This is a genomic window from Geobacter pickeringii (assembly GCF_000817955.1).
Taxonomy (GTDB): Bacteria; Desulfobacterota; Desulfuromonadia; order Geobacterales; family Geobacteraceae; genus Geobacter; species Geobacter pickeringii.
The window spans coordinates 3,199,522-3,215,450 of sequence record NZ_CP009788.1; the positions used below are offsets into that span (position 1 = coordinate 3,199,522).

Below are 15,929 nucleotides of genomic sequence, written 5' to 3' on the forward strand. Positions count from 1 at the left end.
GCCCCGTCATCTCAAAACTCCGCCTCACGGAGGAAGGCGGCGGCATCCTCCGGCGAGGTGGGGTTGATGTGGAAGCCGGTCCCCCATTCGAAGCCGGCAATCTGGGTGAGCCGGGGTACGAGCTCGATGTGCCAGTGATAATCGTACTCCAGGGAGCTCCAGTAGTCCGGCTTGCCGAGCCGCGGCTGCCGCGGCGGGGCCGTATGGAGGATGAAGTTGTACGGCGGGTCCTTGAGGACGCCCTTCAGACGCCCGAGCATATCCTTCATCGCCACCGCCAGCTCCCCCAGCTCCCCGTCGGAGAGAAGCGCGAAGTCGTGGCCGTGGCGCTTGGGGTAGAGCCTGAGCTCGAACGGGAAGCAGGAGGCGTAGGGGGTCATCACGACGTGATTGGCGAACTCGCGCACCACCCGTTCGCCGCTCTGGAGTTCGAAGTCGATCAGGTCGCAGAAGATGCACCGTTCCTTGCTCTCGAAGTGCTCCCGGCAGATCCGCAGCTCGGTGGCCGCCACGGGGGGGATGAGCGGCACGGCGATGAGCTGGCTGTGGGAGTGGGAGAGGGTCGCCCCTGCCCGCAGGCCGTGGTTCTTGAACAGCACCATGTAACGGAAGCGGGTGTCGTTGCGCAGGTCGAGAAACCGGGCGCGCCACGCCTTGAGGACCTCGGTGATCTCCGCCGGGGTGAGTTCGGCGAGTCCCCGGTTGTGGTCAGGGGTCTCGATGATGATCTCGTGGGCCCCGATCCCGTTCATGACGTCGTAGAGACCATAGCCCCGGCTGTTGAGCTCCCCCTCGATCCGGAGCGCCGGGTATTTGTTCGGGATCACCCGCACCTTCCAGCCAGGGGAGTTGGGGGGGCCCGCCGGCCGGGCGGCGTAGATTTCCCGGGGAGTCTTGTCCTCATTGCCGTAGCAGAAGGGGCAGCTCGTCATCTCGGTCGGCTCGGGCTCCACGAGGAAATCCCGCGGCCGCCGGCCGCGATCGGTGGCAATGATCACCCAGTGCTGCTTCAGGGGGTCCCATCTCAGTTCGGACATCGTTCCTCCGTCATCATATGATCCAATTGTCGGTGTCGAGGTCGGGCCCCGCATAGGGGAGGAGGAGGGGTGCGTCGGCCGGCCAGCGGCCGAACTCCTCGCCGGCGCGGGTCAGGGTCACGAAGGCGGCGAGCTTCCCGTGGGGCTCGAGGCCGAGGGATGCCAGGGGAACGGCGGCCTCGCAGACCCGCCCCATGGCCCACCGGCAGCGGCCGCGGGCTTTCCGCCACCCCTTCGCCCCTTTGACGTACAGGGTGGCGCCGGCAGTGCCGGGGAGAAGGTCGAGCCGGTGCTCGCACGTGGTGGCGAGGTAGAGGTGCAGCTCGTCCCCCTCGGTCACGGAATCGGCGAGGGGGGCGGGACCGTCGAGGCGGACGTAGAGGTTGTCCCGGTCGAACCCGTAGAAGAACGACTGCAGGAGGCTCTCCGCCGCATGCATGGCGGACGACTGCTTGGTCAGGTCGTAGAGTCCCGCGGCGAGCCATTCGAAGTAGTCGTCGACGACACCGTTGATGGTCGGCGTGATGAGGGCCGCCGGCTCCCGCACGAGCCCCGCCGGGCTCATCTTCTTGATGGGCTCGAAGAGCTCCCGCGGGGTTTCGAGCCCCAGCAGGCGGTAGACGTTCATCAGGTGCCGGCGGAACAGCCGGTCGAAACGGTCGCTGTGGGAGGAGAAATGGTCGTCGCCGTACCACCAGAACCAGTCGCTCCCCTCGGCGGCATAGAGGGAGGTGGCGACGAGCCGCGCCCGGCGCATCTCCGCCGCCTCCCCGGCCTCGCCGTCCCCCCCACCGCCAGGAGCTCGGCCACGTGGGGGCTGGCGGTGACGGCCGCTTCCCGGGCCCGTTCCAGGAAGTCCCACGCCAGGTTCTCCTCCGGGTGCCCCACCCAGATGCCGTAGTTGCCGTTGATCCAGGAGCCGGGGTAGATGTGCTCCAGCACCCGCCGCTCGGGCTCCCGGGCGAGGGCCTCCGAAAAGGTGACGAGCTCGACCCCTTCCGCGGCGGCGACGGCGCCGTAGAGGGAGCGGAGAAAGTCGTAACCGTTGTCGGGATAGTACTCCCAGGCATTTTCGCCGTCGAGGATGACCGGCACCACCCGCGCCTCGGGGACCCGCTGGCGGATGGCGCGGAGCCTCCCCACGAAATCCTCCACGGCCCGGGGGGGTCCCACGACGAGTAGGTGAAGCCGATCAGGTCGGAGAGGAGGTGGTCCCGGAAGAACATCTTCAGCTCCCGGGCGCCGGACCGGAAGGTGTAGGGGTGATAGAGGAGCCCCTTGTCGGGGCCGAGGCCGCCGGGAAGGGTCCGGCCGAGGATCTCCTCGTCGGTGGCGACCCACTTGAGGCCGCAACCGGCCATGATCGAGAGGGCCTCGTCGCTCACCGACCCCTCCGACGGCCACATCCCCGCCGGAGCGAAGCCGAAGAGCTCACGGAAGCGGGCAACCCCCCGGGCGACCTGACTCCGGGCATCCTCGGGGTGACGGAAGCGGGCCGCGGGGAGATTGGCCCGCGGCATGGCGGTCTGGGCCGCCTTCATATCGCAGAGGAGCGGCAGGATCGGGTGATAGTAGGGGGAGACGGCAAGCTCCGCCTTCCCCTCCTCGTGGAGTTTCCGGTAGAGGGGGATGATGGCGTTGAGGATCTCGGTGTGGCGGTCGAAGAGGTGGGCCTTCTCCTCTTCGGTGAAGCCGCGCCCCTTGTGGGCGAGCTCCTTCAGCTCGGGATAGCGGCGGCGGGCCGCCTCCCCGGTCCAGGCGAGGAAGAAGCAGACCTGGAGGTCGCGCAGCTCCTGATCGCCGAAATGCCTCAGGCGGTCGCGCCCCTTCGCCTTCCTGCCGCCCCCCGCCAGGGCGAGGAGCTCCCGGTAGCGGGGGGAGGGGTCGATGAGCCGCTGCCGGTTGGCGGAGAAGAAGTTCTCCAGGACGAAGAGGCGGTCCTCTTCGTCCATGTCGGCGGGGGACATCTTCCCCCGGACGAGCCACGGGTCCACCGCCTCGCCGGAGGCGTAGTCCAGGAGCTGGTCCAGGAGCGACGGCACCAGGTTGAAGACCGCCCGGGCGCCGGGGGTGGCGTCGACGATGGCCGCCATGTCGTAGTAGTCCTTCACGGCGTGGAGGTAGGTCCAGGGAAGGGCGTACTCTCCCTTCACCGGGTCCTTGTAGTAAGGCTGGTGCATGTGCCAGAGAAAGGCTACGCGCAGCGGCTCGGCCATCTAGGAGAGCTCCTTCTTCCACTGCTCCACTTTTTTCTGGTAGTCGGTGAGGAGCTTCTGGGCGGTCTTCGGGTCCCGCGCCTCGGCCACGATGTGGACGTAGGGGTGGTACTGGTCGGGGAGCACCAGCGCCCAGTCCTCGCCGAAGTGGACCTTGATGCCGTCGATGAAGCTCGCCTCCTTGTCGAGGCTGTCCTCACTCATCTTCCGCATGATCCCCCCCTTCATGTCCCAGACGCAGGGGACGCGGCTCTGGAGGAAGGCCCGCTGGGGAATCTCCGCCATCACTTTCGAGATCGGCACCCCGCACCGGGCCACCAGTTCGATGGTCCGGGCGATGGCGTACATCCCGTCGAAGGCGGCCTGGAACTTCGGGAAGGCGAAGCGGCCGTCCATGGTGCCGGCGAGGATCACCTCCGACGACTGGGCCGCCTCGATCATGGCCCGGTCGGCGCTCTTGGTCCTGGTGGCGGCGCAGCCGCGCTCCTGGGCCATCCGCTCGATGGCGGACGGGGCCGAGACCGGCACGGCGAAGAGCCCCTTCTCCCCCGCCTTCAGCATGAGCCCCACCATGAGCGGCAGGAGCTCCGCCCCCTCGTAGACCCGCCCCCCTTCGTCGAGGACGATGACCCCCTCGATGGTCGGGTCGAGCCAGAAGCCGGCGTTGGCCTCCAGGGTGGCGACGATCTTGGAGAGCTGGGAGAGGCTCTGGGTCCGCTCGGTCATCGCCTGGATTCCCCGCTCTTCGTCCACGTAGGCGTTGAGGCTGATGACCTCGCAGCCGATGGAGGTGAGGATACCGGGGAGGAGCTGGCTCGCCGCCGAGTGGTTGAAGTCGATCACCACCTTAAACTTCTTCTTCTGCAGCGGCGCCTTGTCGATGGCGTGGAGGAACCCTTCACGGTAGAAATCCATCACCTGGGGGAGCTCGGAGAGGCCGCCCGGCTCGGTGTGGTGGGCGCGGCGGAAGTTCTCCTTGAAGAAGATCCGCTCCACGTTCTTCCCCATGGAGCTGGAGAAGTCGAGGCCGTCGCCGTCGAGGAAGACGATCTCGGTGGAAGCGGGGTCGTCGATGGCCTGGCGGAACTGGACCCCCCCCACCTCGCCGAAGCTCCGGAGCTTGTAGCGCAGCACCGGCATCGGCACCATGGTGAGGTCGCGGACGTTGATGCCGGCGGAGAGGAGCCCGCCGATGAAGCTCCGCTTCAGCATCCGGGAGGAGCGGTAGGCATCGCGGCCGGAGAGGATGTAACTCCCCTTGCCGAGGGCGGTGCCGTAGGCGCAGCCGAGCTTGGCCACGAACTCGGGGGTGAGCTCGATGTTGGTGAGCCCCTTGACCATCGCCCCCTCGAAGAGGGACTTCTTCCACTTCTCGCCCCAGATCAGGTTGCCGGTCACCGTGGCGCCCGCCTCGATCACCTTGCGGGGCCAGATCTTCACGTCGCGCTTGATATAGGATTCCTCGCCGATGGCGGTGTCGTCGGCGACGATGACCCCTTCCTCCATCACCACCCCGTGGCCGACCCGGACGTTGCCGCAGAGCACGCTGTCGTTGAGCTTCGCCCCCTTCTTCACGTAGACGTTGTCCCAGATGACGCAGCGGTTGAGCTTCACCCCCGCCTCGACGGTGCAGTTGCGGCCGATGACCGAGTCCTTGATCTGGGCCCCCTCGAAGACCTGGGAGTTGTCCCCCACCACCACCGTCCCCTCCAGGGTCACGTGGTCGTCCAGGTTCACGTCGGTGCCGAGCCGCAGATCCTTCCCCACCAGGTCCTGCTTCGGCTCGTCGATCTTCACGTTCACCCGCCCTTTGAAGATGTCGTGGTGGGCCTCACGGTAGGAGTCGGTGTTGCCAATGTCGCGCCAGTACCCCTTGGCGGTGTAGCCGAAGAGCGGCTCCTGCTTCTCCAGCAGCTTCGGGAAGAGATCCTGGGAGAAGTCGAAGTTCTCACTCTCGGGGATGTACTTGAAAATCTCCGGCTCCAGGACGTAGATCCCGGTGTTGATGGTGTCGGAGATCACCTCCCCCCACCCCGGCTTCTCCAGGAACTGAGTGATCCGCTTCTGCTTGTCGGTGATGACCACGCCGAACTGGAGCGGATCCTTCACCGAGGTGAGGGTGATGGTGGCGAGGGCCTTGTTCTCCTCGTGGAAGTCGATCACCTTCTGGAGGTTGAAGTCGGTCAGGAGATCGCCGCTGATGATGAGGAACCGCTCGTCCAGGTACTTCTCGGCGCACTTCACCGCCCCGGCGGTCCCCATGTCCTCCAGAGGGGTGACGTAGGTGATCTTCACCCCGAAGTCGGTGCCGTCGCGGAAGAAGTTCTTGATCACCGCCGGCTGGTGATAGAGGAGCATCACGAGATCGGTGATCTCGTACTTCTTCAGCAGTTCCACGATGTGGAGCATGATCGGACGGTTCAGCAGCGGGATCATCGGTTTCGGGATGTTGCTCGTCAGCGGTTGGATGCGGGTGCCGAACCCGCCGGCCATAATCACAGCTTTCATCTGGAACGCTCCTTTTCGGTTGAGTCAGTGCATCTGCAAATGTGACGGGAGTGCCCCCCGGTTCTATCCCTTGAGCTGTTTCTTCTTGGCGAGGACCTTGGCGATCTCGTCCTTCAGCTCCGTAAGGTCGCTCGACTTCACCACGTAGCCGTCGGCGAGCCAGGCGGAAAAATCGTCCTTGAAGCAGGAGAAGGCGGTGCAGAGGATCACCGGCATGTTGTGCCGCTCCTTCACCACCTTCTGCAGCAGGTCGAGCCCGCTCTCGTTCTTGAGCTTGATGTCGAGGACGACCAGGTCGAACTCGTTCTCCCGGATCTTTTCCGCCGCTTCGGTGGCGGTGGCGGCGGTGACCACCTCGTACCCCTCATCCGCCAGCTCCTGGGAATAGAGGAGCCGGATGCTGCTTTCATCGTCCACTACGAGCAGTCTAGCCATGGGCAATACCCTCCCTGTTCACGGGTAGTTTGATGATATAACGGGTCCCCCCCGCCGGGGGGCTCTCGATGTCGAAGACGTTGCCATGCTTCTCCATGATGGTCCTGCAGATGGCGAGGCCGAGGCCGTTCCCCATCTCCTGCGCGCTGCCGAGGGGGGTGGTCATCGCCTCCAGGCTCTCCCGGCGGACCGGCCGGCCGGCATCCTGCACCGACAGGACGATCCAGCCATCGTCGAGGCGGGTCTCGATCCGGACATCCCCCCCGTCCGGCAACCCCTCCATGCAGGTGGCGAGGACGGTCCGCAGGCAGTAGGAGACCTGCTTGTAATCGATGCGTGCCGGCGGCAGCCCCGCATCCAGCCGCAGGTGGCAGGTGATGCGCCGCTCGGCGAACCGGCCATCGAGTTCCCGGCAGACCGCGCTCGCCAGATGGTTCACGTCCCAGGTGTCCAGTGTCGGGTAGAGGGAGTCGGAGTAGTTGAGGACCTCCGCGAGAACCCCCTCCAGCTGGCGTGCCTCACGCACGATCGACTCCAGGTACTCCCGCTTCGGGTCCCCCTCACCGGCCCCCTTGAGGAGCGAGCGGGCAAACCCGCCGATGATCATGAGAGGGTTGCGGATGGAGTGGGCGATGCTCGACGTGATCTTCCCCACGAGGGCCATCCGTTCCATCTTCACGATCAGCTCCTGCTGCTCCTGGAGCTTCACGTTGGCGGCGGTCACCTTGAGGAGCTCCTCCTGGAGCCGTTCGTAGAGCGAGGCCCGCTCGATGGCAAAGGCGACCGGGAAGGCGAAGGTCTCCAGGGACTGGACATCCTGGGGGGTGATCGGCTTGTGGGTGATGCAGTTGTCGGAGATGATGACACCGATCCGCCGGTTACGGGAGATGAGCGGGGTGATCAGGAAGGTGTCGACCCCCAGGAGCTGGGCGAGGGAGCAGTCGACATCGGGATTGTGGAACGCGTTTTCCACCAGAACCGGCCGTTTCTCCCGCAGCGAGCGGTTGAGGATGTGGCCGTGCTCGGCAAGGGGGACGGCGAGCCGTTCCAGGATGTCGTGGAACTTCTGCTTCTCCGAGGAGAGCTTCGTCTTGTAGAAGTTCTTCGCCATCTCCTTGAGGGTGAAGTCGTCGCGCTGGATATCGCCCCAGATCTCCCAGGCCTCGCCGTAGCTCCGGGGGCCGACCCCCAGGTACCCCTTCAGGTTCTTCCGCTCCTTGTCGGCCAGGAGCAGAAACGCCCGGTTCATCCCGAACCCCTTGCCCGCGGTGATGGCGGTCATGACCACCGACAGCACCTCGTCGAGGTCCACGGAGGTCTGGAGCACGAGGCTGATCTCGTGAAGGAACTTGATCTCCCGGTCCCGGCTGTCGAGGAAGCTCCCCATGGCCTGGAGCTTTCCCCGCTGCTCCTGGAGCTCGGTCAGGACGTGCGGCAGGATCTCCGCCAGGGGGTTCCCCTCATCCCGCAACCGCTTCAGGTCGGCCTGGAAACGGGGACACTCGATGCACTTCTCCGCCATCCGGCGCCGGAGTGAGGAGTAGAGCACCTCCTCACCTTCGCCGATGTTGGGGCAATCGCCCGGCTCGATGACCTCCCTGTCCCAGCAGCACTCCCAATCCACGAAAACCTCTCCGGCGGGGTTGATTTCCATCAGAGGAAATGGCACAAATTATAGCAGCAAATCCCTTATTTTCAAGGCTGGCTGCGATCGGTGCCGCGGTGATTGTTAATTAAAAATACTGCCACTGAACCGACCGACGCTCCGGCCACGGCGGGGACCAACCCTTGAGCCACCTTTGTTTTATCGGCATCCGGCGGCATATCATTAATAATTTTTCTCGCACGACGGAGAGCGCAATGGAGACACCAATCGCCATCGGAATCAGTTCCTGCCTCCTCGGGGAGCGGGTCCGCTACGACGGAGGGCACAAGCACGACCGTTACCTCACCGACACCCTCGGGGCGTTCTTCCGCCTCGTCCCGGTCTGCCCCGAAGTCGGCTGCGGCCTGCCTGCTCCCCGGGAACCGATGCGGCTCGAAGAGGTAACGGGGGAGGTCCGGCTCGTCACCACCAGGAGCCGTATTGATCACACGGAACGGATGCGGAGGTGGTACGCGGAGAAGGTCGGGGAACTGGCGGCCGCGGACCTCTGCGGCTTCATCTTCAAGAAGGATTCGCCCAGTTCCGGGCTCTTCAGGGTGAAGGTCCACCGGGCGGGGATGCCGGCGAGGATGGGGCGGGGGCTCTTTGCCGAGGCGGTGACGGCACGCTTCCCGCTCCTGCCGGTGGAAGAGGAGGGGCGGCTCCACGACCTGGAGCTGCGGGAGAACTTCGTCGTGCGGATTTTCGCGTACCGGCGGTGGAAAGACCTGGTGGCGGGAGGGGGGACGCCCGGCCGCCTCGCGAAGTTCCACACCGCCCACAAACTCCTGCTCATGGCTCACAGTCCGGAGCTCTGCCGGGAGTTGGGGGGGCTGGTGGCCCGCGGAAAGGAGGTGCCGCGGGACGAGCTCTTCGCGCGCTACGGGGCGCTCTTCATGAAGGCCCTCGCCCGCCTCGCCACCGTCCCCAAGAACACCGCCGTCCTCCGGCACATCGCCTGCTCCTTCAGGAAACGGCTCCCGCGGGACGAGCGGGACGAGCTCGGCGAGGTGATCGACGAATACCGCCGGCGGCTCGTCCCCCTGGTGGTGCCGGTGACGCTCCTGCGGCACTACGCCAGGACGTGCGGGGATGAGTATCTCCTCGGCCAGGTCTACCTCACCCCCACCCCCACGGAACTGATGCTGCGCAATCACGTCTGAGGGATGACGGCTCAGGATGCCGGCGGCTTCTTCCCCCGCCGCCGACGGCGCCTCTTCCGGCGCGGCGCACTGTCCCCTTCGCCGCTCCCCCCCTCCACGGGAGGCATGACGCTCTCCCGCGCGTAACGCTCCCACCAGTCGAGGACCTTCGTCCCCTCACCCGTGAGGAGGGAGCGGCACCGCAGGTAGGCGATCGCCTCGGCAAAGCAGTTGCGGGCGAGCACCGCCTGGGGGCGCTTGCCGGGGATCTTCCGGAGGCGGTACTGCAGCGCCAGCATCTCCCGCACGGCGAGGCCGATCCGGTGGGGTACGGTGACCAGGGGGGCCTGCTCGCCGAGGAATTCGGCTACGGCGGCACTCATCGACTCCTGGGGGGGGACTCCCGACGCGGCGAGCTCATCGGCCCGCTCCTCCAGGAACTCCCCGAACATGAGCGCCAGAAGGAGCGGCGGCGACACCGGCTCCCCGCTCCCCATCTGGCTGTCGACCCATTCGAGGGCCTTGCCGAGTTGGGCATGGGGAAAGCCGTCGCTCTCCCGGTCGAGCCAGGCACTGAAACGGGGGAAGAGGTGCCCGAAGAGCCCGGTCTGGCGCATGAGCTGGTAGACCCGCTCCCCCTCGCCGGAGAGGAAGAGTTTCAAGACCTCCTCGTAGAGCCGCGGCGCCGTGGCCCGCGTTATGGCGGGAGCGAGTTCCAAAACCGCATGCCAGGTCTCATCCTCCACGGCGAAGCCGAGGAGCGCGGCGAAGCGGACCGCCCGGAGCATCCGGACCGGATCCTCGGTGAAGCGGACGAGGGGGTCGCCGATGGTCCGGATCACCCCCCGCCGCAGGTCCTCCATCCCCCCCACGTAGTCGATGATCGAAAAATCGGCGACAGTGTAGGAAAGGGCGTTGACGGTGAAGTCGCGCCGCAGCGCGTCCTCCTCCGGGGTGCCGAAGACGTTGTCCCGCAGCACCACCCCCTCCTCGCTCACCAGATGCCGCGGCGGCCGGGGACGCTCCCCCTCACCGGGCTCTCCTCCGGCGGCCGGCTCCGGCTCGGGCTCCTCCTCTCCCGTGGCGAGGGCGCGGAAGGTGGCGACCTCGATGATCTCGTCCTGGAAGTGGATATGGGCGAGGCGGAACCGCCGCCCCACCAAGCGGCAGTTGCGGAAGATCCGCTTCACCTGGTTCGGGGTGGCGTCGGTGGCCACGTCGAAGTCCTTCGGCTCCCGCCCCAGGAGCAGATCGCGGACGCATCCCCCCACGAGAAAGGCGAGGTGGCCGTTCTCCTTGAGGCGGTAGAGGACGCGCAGGGCGTTGGGACTGACGAGGGAGCGGGAGATGGGGTGGTCGGCACGGGGGATAATAAGGGGAGTTCGTCTGTTCATGGGGGTTACATAGCACAGAACAGCCCGAAAAGCAAAACCGCCCCCCGGATGAAAGCGGAGTTTTTTGATCTGGGTCATGACAACCGCCTGCCGTTTATCCTATGATTGGCCCCATGGAACCATTCACGAAAAAACAGCAGCACGACCTGCGGGTCCTGATCGACTTCGTCCGGGTTTACTGCCATGCCCGCCACGACCGCGGGGACCGCGCCCCCTTCGACCTCCCGCCGGAGATCGCCCACCGGTACCGGCAGGGGGTGGAGCTCTGCGGCGAATGCGCCGGGCTTCTGGCCCACGGCATCGCCAAGCGGCGCAAGTGCCCCCTCGACCCGAAACCGTCGTGCAAGCACTGCCGCATCCATTGCTACGGCAAGGAGTACCGCGCCAGGATCCGCGAGGTCATGGCGTTCTCGGGGCGGCGCATGATCATGCGCGGCCGGTTCGACTACCTTTGGCACTATTTTTTCTAGACGGCATCACCGTTCATTTTCATTCGGGGAGAAACACCATGATCAGAAAAATCGTTCAGATCGACGAAGATGCGTGCAACGGCTGCGGCCTCTGCGTCCCGGCCTGCGCCGAAGGGGCCATCAGGATCGTCAACGGCAAGGCGGTGCTCTCCGCCGACAACCTCTGCGACGGCCTCGGCGCCTGCCTCGGGGACTGCCCCCGCGATGCCATCCGGATCATCGAGCGGGAGGCCGACGAATTCAACGAGGAGGCGGTGGAGAAGCATCTGAAAGACATCGGCCGGGGACCTGCCCACCACGCGCCGGCGCAGGCCGCGCCCCAGCACCACCATGGCGGCGGCTGTCCCGGCTCCCGCGCCATGGTCTTCGATGCCCCTGCGCAGAGCGGCGCGGAAACAACGGCGCCCCCCCAGCCGAGCAGACTCCGCCAGTGGCCGGTCCAGCTCCACCTGGTTCCCCCCACCGCCCCCTACTTCCAGGATGCCGACCTCGTCATCGCCGCCGACTGCGTCCCCTTCGCCTACGCCGACTTCCACCGCGACTTCCTCGACGGCAGGGCGCTGGTCATCGGCTGCCCCAAGCTCGACGACAACCGGTTCTACCAGGAAAAGCTGACGGAGATCTTCCGCGTCTCCACCATCAGGAGCATCACGGTCGTGCGGATGGAAGTCCCGTGCTGCGGCGGCATCGTCATGGCGGCCCGCCAGGCCCTGGCCGCCTCGGGGAAGGAGATCCCCTTCCGCGAAGTCACCATCGGCATCCAGGGGACCGTCAAGTAACCTTCCCCTCCCCCGGCCATTTTTATCCTGAGTCCGTGACGGATGTCGTCCCGACGGAGCGACTGTGCCCGAGTGCCAGCCGCGGTAGGCGACATGGAGCGGCCACCGGCCTGATTGTCCGAACCCGTCAGGGTGAGTTTCAGGCCGGTAGCGAAATGAGCCGTACCGGGGCGGTGCGAGCGGCACGCGGAGCGAAGCGGGGCGGCATCCGTCACGGACTCACGCTTATCTCCCCCTTCCCGGCATCGCGTTCACCGCAAAAGACAAAAAAGACTCTTTTTATCTTTTTTAATTGACAAGGGGTTTTCCGGCTGGTATCTATTTCCCTGTGCAAACCAATTTCACGCCGGAAAGGAGATACTCCCCATGTGCATGTGTACCCTCGTAACCCAGGAAGCCCCTGATTTCACCGCTGATGCGGTCTTGCCCGATAACACCTTCGGCACCCTCAAGCTTTCGAGTTTCCGCGGCAAGTACGTGATCCTCTTCTTCTATCCCCTCGACTTCACCTTCGTCTGCCCGTCGGAAATTCTCGCCTTCAACAAGACGATCGGCAAATTCAAGGAGAAGAACTGCGAGGTCATCGGCGTCTCCGTCGACTCCAAGTTCACCCACTTCGCCTGGAAGAACACCAAGGTGGAGGACGGCGGCATCGGCAACATCCAGTACCCCCTCGTCTCCGACCTCAACAAGGAGATCGCCAAGCAGTACGGGGTCCTCTTCAACAACTCCGTGGCGCTGCGCGGCCTCTTCCTGATCGACACCAAGGGGATCGTCCGCCACGCGGTCATCAACGATCTCCCCCTCGGCCGCAGCGTCGCCGAGGCGATGCGGATGGTCGACGCCCTCCAGTTCGTCGAGACCCACGGCGATCAGGTCTGCCCCGCTAACTGGCAGGAGGGGGACGAGGCGATGAAGCCGACTGCGGCGGGGGTAGCCGACTACCTTGCCAAGCACTCGGTGGGATAGGCCCGAAACAACAGATGAAACAGACGGCATGGTCCACCGGGCCGTGCCGTTTCTGTTTCAGCCCCGCAGTCAACCTCGGACCAATAGCCATGGACGATCTCCACCTGACCGATACGCCGCTTCTCTTCGGAGCCGACCCGACGGAAGGGGTCGTGGCGGCGGAACTGGCGGGACGCTTCATCCGCCTCTTCATCCGTACCCCCCACGGGGCCGTATTCCGGGATGTCCCCTTCCGCCCCTTCATCGTCCTGACGGAGCCCGACCTCTTGAGCGGCTTCAGGGGTGACGTCGAGCTGCGCCCCCTGGCCGGGCCCGGCGAACTCCGCCACCTCGCCCTCTTCCGTGACTGGCACGACTGCACCGAAGCGAAGGAGCTGCTGGCGAAACGGAGCGGCCACACCCCGTCGGCCCCCGGCGCCCCCTACCTCTTTCTCTCTGACCCGGTCCACCAGCACCTCCTCCTCACCGGCACGACCCTCTTCAAGGGGGTGGAGTTCGCGCAGCTCCGCCGCCTCGCCCTCGACATCGAAACCGCCTGCGCCCCGGGATTCGAATTCTCCAACCCCGCCCGGGAGGAGGACCGGATCCTCTCCATCGCCGTCATGGAGGAAGGGGGATTCGAGGCATACCTCTCGGGGCACGAGCTGGACGAGCGGGAGATGCTGGAGCGGCTCACGGCCATCATCCGCGAGCGGGACCCGGACGTGATCGAGGGGCACAACCTCTTCCGCTTCGACCTGGAGTATCTCCGCGTCCGGGCCGCCCGCCACGGGGTGCGGCTCGCCTGGGGTCGCGACGGGAGCGTGCCGCGGGTCCACCCGTCGCGCTTCACCGTGGCCGAGCGGGCCGTCGACTACCCCCGCTGGGACATCTACGGCCGCTCCGTCATCGACACCTACTTCCTCCTCCTGATCTACGACGTCACGAGCCGCGAGCTGGAGAGCCACGGACTCAAGCAGGCGGCGCGCCACTTCGGCATCGCCGCTCCCGACCGGGTCTACCTGGACCGCCAGGCCATGGACGAGATCTTCCGGACCGATCCCGAGAGCCTGCGGCGCTACAATCTGGACGACGTGCGGGAGACCCTGGCCCTGTCGCGACTCCTCTCCTACTCCTGGTTCCTCCAGGCCCGAATCTTCCCTTACACCTATCAGACCTGCGTCATCCGGGGCAACGCCACCCGGATCAACGCCCTCTTCCTGAGGGAATACCTGCGGCAGGAACGGGCCGTCCCGATCCCCACCGGGGAGGCGACCCCCTTCGAGGGGGGGTACACCGACATCTTCGAGACCGGGGTACTCTCCCCCATCGTCCACTGCGACGTCGCCTCCCTCTATCCATCCCTCATGCTTGCCTACGGTATCGCGCCGGCCCGGGAGAACCTCGGCCTCTACCTGCCGCTGCTGAAAAGCCTGCGGGAGTTCCGCCTGCGGGCCAAGGCCCTCGCCCGCCAGGCAGAGGAGCCGCACGAGCGGGAGTACTACGACGCCCTTCAGCAGACGTTCAAGATCCTGATCAACTCCTTCTACGGCTACCTCGGCACCACCCTCCACCCCTTCGCCGACGTCCGGGCCGCCGCGGAGGTGACCCGGCTCGGCCGGGAGACCATTGGCACCATGCTCCAGTGGCTGAGGGACCGGGGTGCCCACCCCGTGGAGGTGGACACCGACGGCATCTACTTCATCCCCCCGCCCGGAATCACCTCGCCCGAACAGGAACAGTCCCTGGTCAGCGAGCTGTCGGCGACCCTTCCCGAGGGGATCGAGGTGGAACTGGACGGCCGGTACCACGCCATGTTTTCCTACAAGATGAAAAACTACGCCCTCCTCGGTCACGACGGTGCGGTGCGCGTCAAGGGAAGCGCCCTCAAGTCCCGGGGGATCGAGCGCTACCTGCGGGAATTCATGGCGGAGATGATCCGGCTCCTGCTGACCGGCGAAGGGGAGGCGATCCCCCTTCTCCACGACGAATACGCCCGGCGTCTCCGGGACCACCTCATCCCCGTCGACCGGCTCGCCCGGACCGAAACCCTCGGCGAATCGCCGGCCACCTACCTCCAGAAGGTGCGCCAGGGGAAGCGCAATCCGTCGGCAGCCTTCGAGATTGCACTCAAGGCAGACCACGAGTACCGTGCCGGCGATCAGATCAGCTACTACGTCGCCGGCCGGGGAAAGGGGGTGACGGTGTACGAAAGCTGCAAACCGGCATCCCGGTACGATCCCGCCCGCCCCGACGAGAACACGGAATACTACCTGGACAAGCTCCGCCAGATGCTGAAGCGGTTCGCGCCGTTCCTGCCGCGGGAGCGCTCGCTCTTTGACTGAGGGGTTCGCGCGAACCTGTCTGCCCGTGCCCCCCGCGGCTTGCCGGATGCAGCCTGCAGAAAAGCCTCGTTGCTTGCCACTCCAAAGTATTTGTGTTACAAGGGGTATCAGGCGTTTACCACCCATCACAAGGAGAATTTTATGCGTTCCGTCACGCTTTCCGCCCTCCTTCTTGCCACCCTCGCCCTGACCCCGCCAGCCTTCGCCTCAGATGGCCCCAAACCCGAGTTCATCGCGGAGAAGATGGCCTTCAAGTTCGCCCGTGGCGTCACCAACATCGCCACCGCCGTCGTCGAGCTCCCCAAGCAGTCATATCTGAGCGTCCGGGACCGAGGGACGGTCGGCTATGTCATCGGCCCCCTCAAGGGGATCGGCATGACCGCCTACCGGGCGTTCATCGGCGCCGCCGAGACGGTCTTCTTCCTCGTCCCCCAACCCGGCTACTACGACCCGATGATAGAGCCCGACTATGTCTGGAAGGGGTGGGAAGAGCCGCGGGGTGAGCCGGGACAGGTGGCCGGCGAACCGGCCGAAAAGCGGGGTGACAGCCAATGAGGGGACGCCTCCGCATGGCAGCGGCACTGCTGACGATCGTGACCGCGACGGCCTGCCTCCCGCCGGCTTTCGCCGGAGGATTGCGCAACGTCGACAATGCCTCGCCGCAGGAGGTCGTGGACGGCATGGCGAACAAATTCTCGCGGGGGGTGGCCAATACGGCCACCGGCTGGCTTGAGCTGCCGAAACAGGTGTACGTGACGTGGCAGGAGTCGGGTCCGACGAAGGGAATTCTCATCGGTCCGCTGAAGGGAGTGGGGATGACCGTGGTCAGAACCTTGAGCGGCGTGGGGGAGCTGGCGACCTTCTTCGTCGCCTGGCCCGGTTTCTTCGAGCCGTACCTGGAGCCGCCCTACGTCTGGCAGAAGGAATAGGAGCCCCTCCGCATCCCTGCTGCGACGCTTCCGGCAGGTCGAAATGGGCACAAAAAAAGCCGCATCCGAAGATGCGGCTTT

General features: G+C 65.7%; 12 protein-coding genes and 1 pseudogene. 7 read left to right on the plus strand and 6 right to left on the minus strand.

The window, feature by feature from the left end; translation table 11 throughout:
• Window positions 1–11: 11 nt before the first annotated feature.
• The 5 genes and pseudogenes from galT to GPICK_RS14575 all read right to left on the minus strand — a co-directional run bounded on the left by galT (window position 12) and on the right by GPICK_RS14575 (window position 7,820).
• The gene (gene galT, locus GPICK_RS14555; protein WP_039744389.1) at window positions 12–1,037 is read right to left on the minus strand and encodes a galactose-1-phosphate uridylyltransferase; all 1,026 of its coding nucleotides are present in this window, start codon (window positions 1,035–1,037) and stop codon (window positions 12–14) included.
• Window positions 1,038–1,050: 13 nt separating this feature from the next.
• Window positions 1,051–3,253, minus strand: a pseudogene (locus GPICK_RS14560) (glycoside hydrolase).
• Window positions 3,254–5,761, minus strand: coding sequence for a mannose-1-phosphate guanyltransferase (locus GPICK_RS14565; RefSeq protein ID WP_039744391.1), 2,508 nt, complete (start codon window positions 5,759–5,761; stop codon window positions 3,254–3,256). It lies immediately after the preceding pseudogene.
• A gap of 63 nt (window positions 5,762–5,824) precedes the next feature.
• Window positions 5,825–6,196, minus strand: coding sequence for a response regulator (locus GPICK_RS14570; RefSeq protein WP_039744394.1), 372 nt, complete (start codon window positions 6,194–6,196; stop codon window positions 5,825–5,827).
• Complete coding sequence (locus tag GPICK_RS14575) at window positions 6,189–7,820, minus strand: sensor histidine kinase (RefSeq protein ID WP_039745840.1); 1,632 nt, start codon at window positions 7,818–7,820, stop codon at window positions 6,189–6,191. The genes GPICK_RS14570 and GPICK_RS14575 overlap by 8 nt, the downstream gene beginning before the upstream one ends.
• A 236-nt stretch (window positions 7,821–8,056) precedes the next feature.
• Here GPICK_RS14575 and GPICK_RS14580 point away from each other — a divergent pair, with 236 nt between their 5' ends.
• On the plus strand, window positions 8,057–9,004 hold the full coding sequence (locus GPICK_RS14580) for a YbgA family protein (protein WP_039744397.1): 948 nt from the start codon (window positions 8,057–8,059) through the stop codon (window positions 9,002–9,004).
• A gap of 11 nt (window positions 9,005–9,015) precedes the next feature.
• Here the strand turns inward: GPICK_RS14580 and pcnB are convergent, their stop codons facing one another.
• Complete coding sequence (pcnB, locus tag GPICK_RS14585; RefSeq protein ID WP_039745842.1) at window positions 9,016–10,377, minus strand: polynucleotide adenylyltransferase PcnB; 1,362 nt, start codon at window positions 10,375–10,377, stop codon at window positions 9,016–9,018.
• Between the two features lie 113 nt (window positions 10,378–10,490).
• On the opposite strand from pcnB, the gene GPICK_RS14590 reads away from it, so the two are divergent.
• The 6 genes from GPICK_RS14590 (at window position 10,491) to GPICK_RS14615 (ending at window position 15,848) form a co-directional block, all read left to right on the plus strand.
• A complete protein-coding gene (locus tag GPICK_RS14590; protein WP_039744400.1) occupies window positions 10,491–10,847 on the plus strand; it encodes a nitrous oxide-stimulated promoter family protein in 357 nt (118 codons plus the stop codon).
• Window positions 10,848–10,885: 38 nt separating this feature from the next.
• Window positions 10,886–11,626 carry an ATP-binding protein gene (locus GPICK_RS14595; protein ID WP_039744402.1) on the plus strand — a complete coding sequence of 247 codons (741 nt, stop codon included), beginning with the start codon at window positions 10,886–10,888 and terminating at the stop codon, window positions 11,624–11,626.
• A gap of 366 nt (window positions 11,627–11,992) precedes the next feature.
• Window positions 11,993–12,595, plus strand: a complete 603-nt coding sequence (locus GPICK_RS14600) for a peroxiredoxin (protein ID WP_039744405.1) — start codon at window positions 11,993–11,995, stop codon at window positions 12,593–12,595.
• Window positions 12,596–12,609: 14 nt separating this feature from the next.
• Window positions 12,610–14,919 carry a DNA polymerase domain-containing protein gene (locus GPICK_RS14605; protein WP_236685585.1) on the plus strand — a complete coding sequence of 770 codons (2,310 nt, stop codon included), beginning with the start codon at window positions 12,610–12,612 and terminating at the stop codon, window positions 14,917–14,919.
• Between the two features lie 141 nt (window positions 14,920–15,060).
• Window positions 15,061–15,474, plus strand: coding sequence for an exosortase system-associated protein, TIGR04073 family (locus GPICK_RS14610; RefSeq protein ID WP_039744409.1), 414 nt, complete (start codon window positions 15,061–15,063; stop codon window positions 15,472–15,474).
• A 14-nt stretch (window positions 15,475–15,488) separates the two neighbouring features.
• Complete coding sequence (locus GPICK_RS14615) at window positions 15,489–15,848, plus strand: exosortase system-associated protein, TIGR04073 family (RefSeq protein WP_052263456.1); 360 nt, start codon at window positions 15,489–15,491, stop codon at window positions 15,846–15,848.
• Window positions 15,849–15,929: the final 81 nt, after the last annotated feature.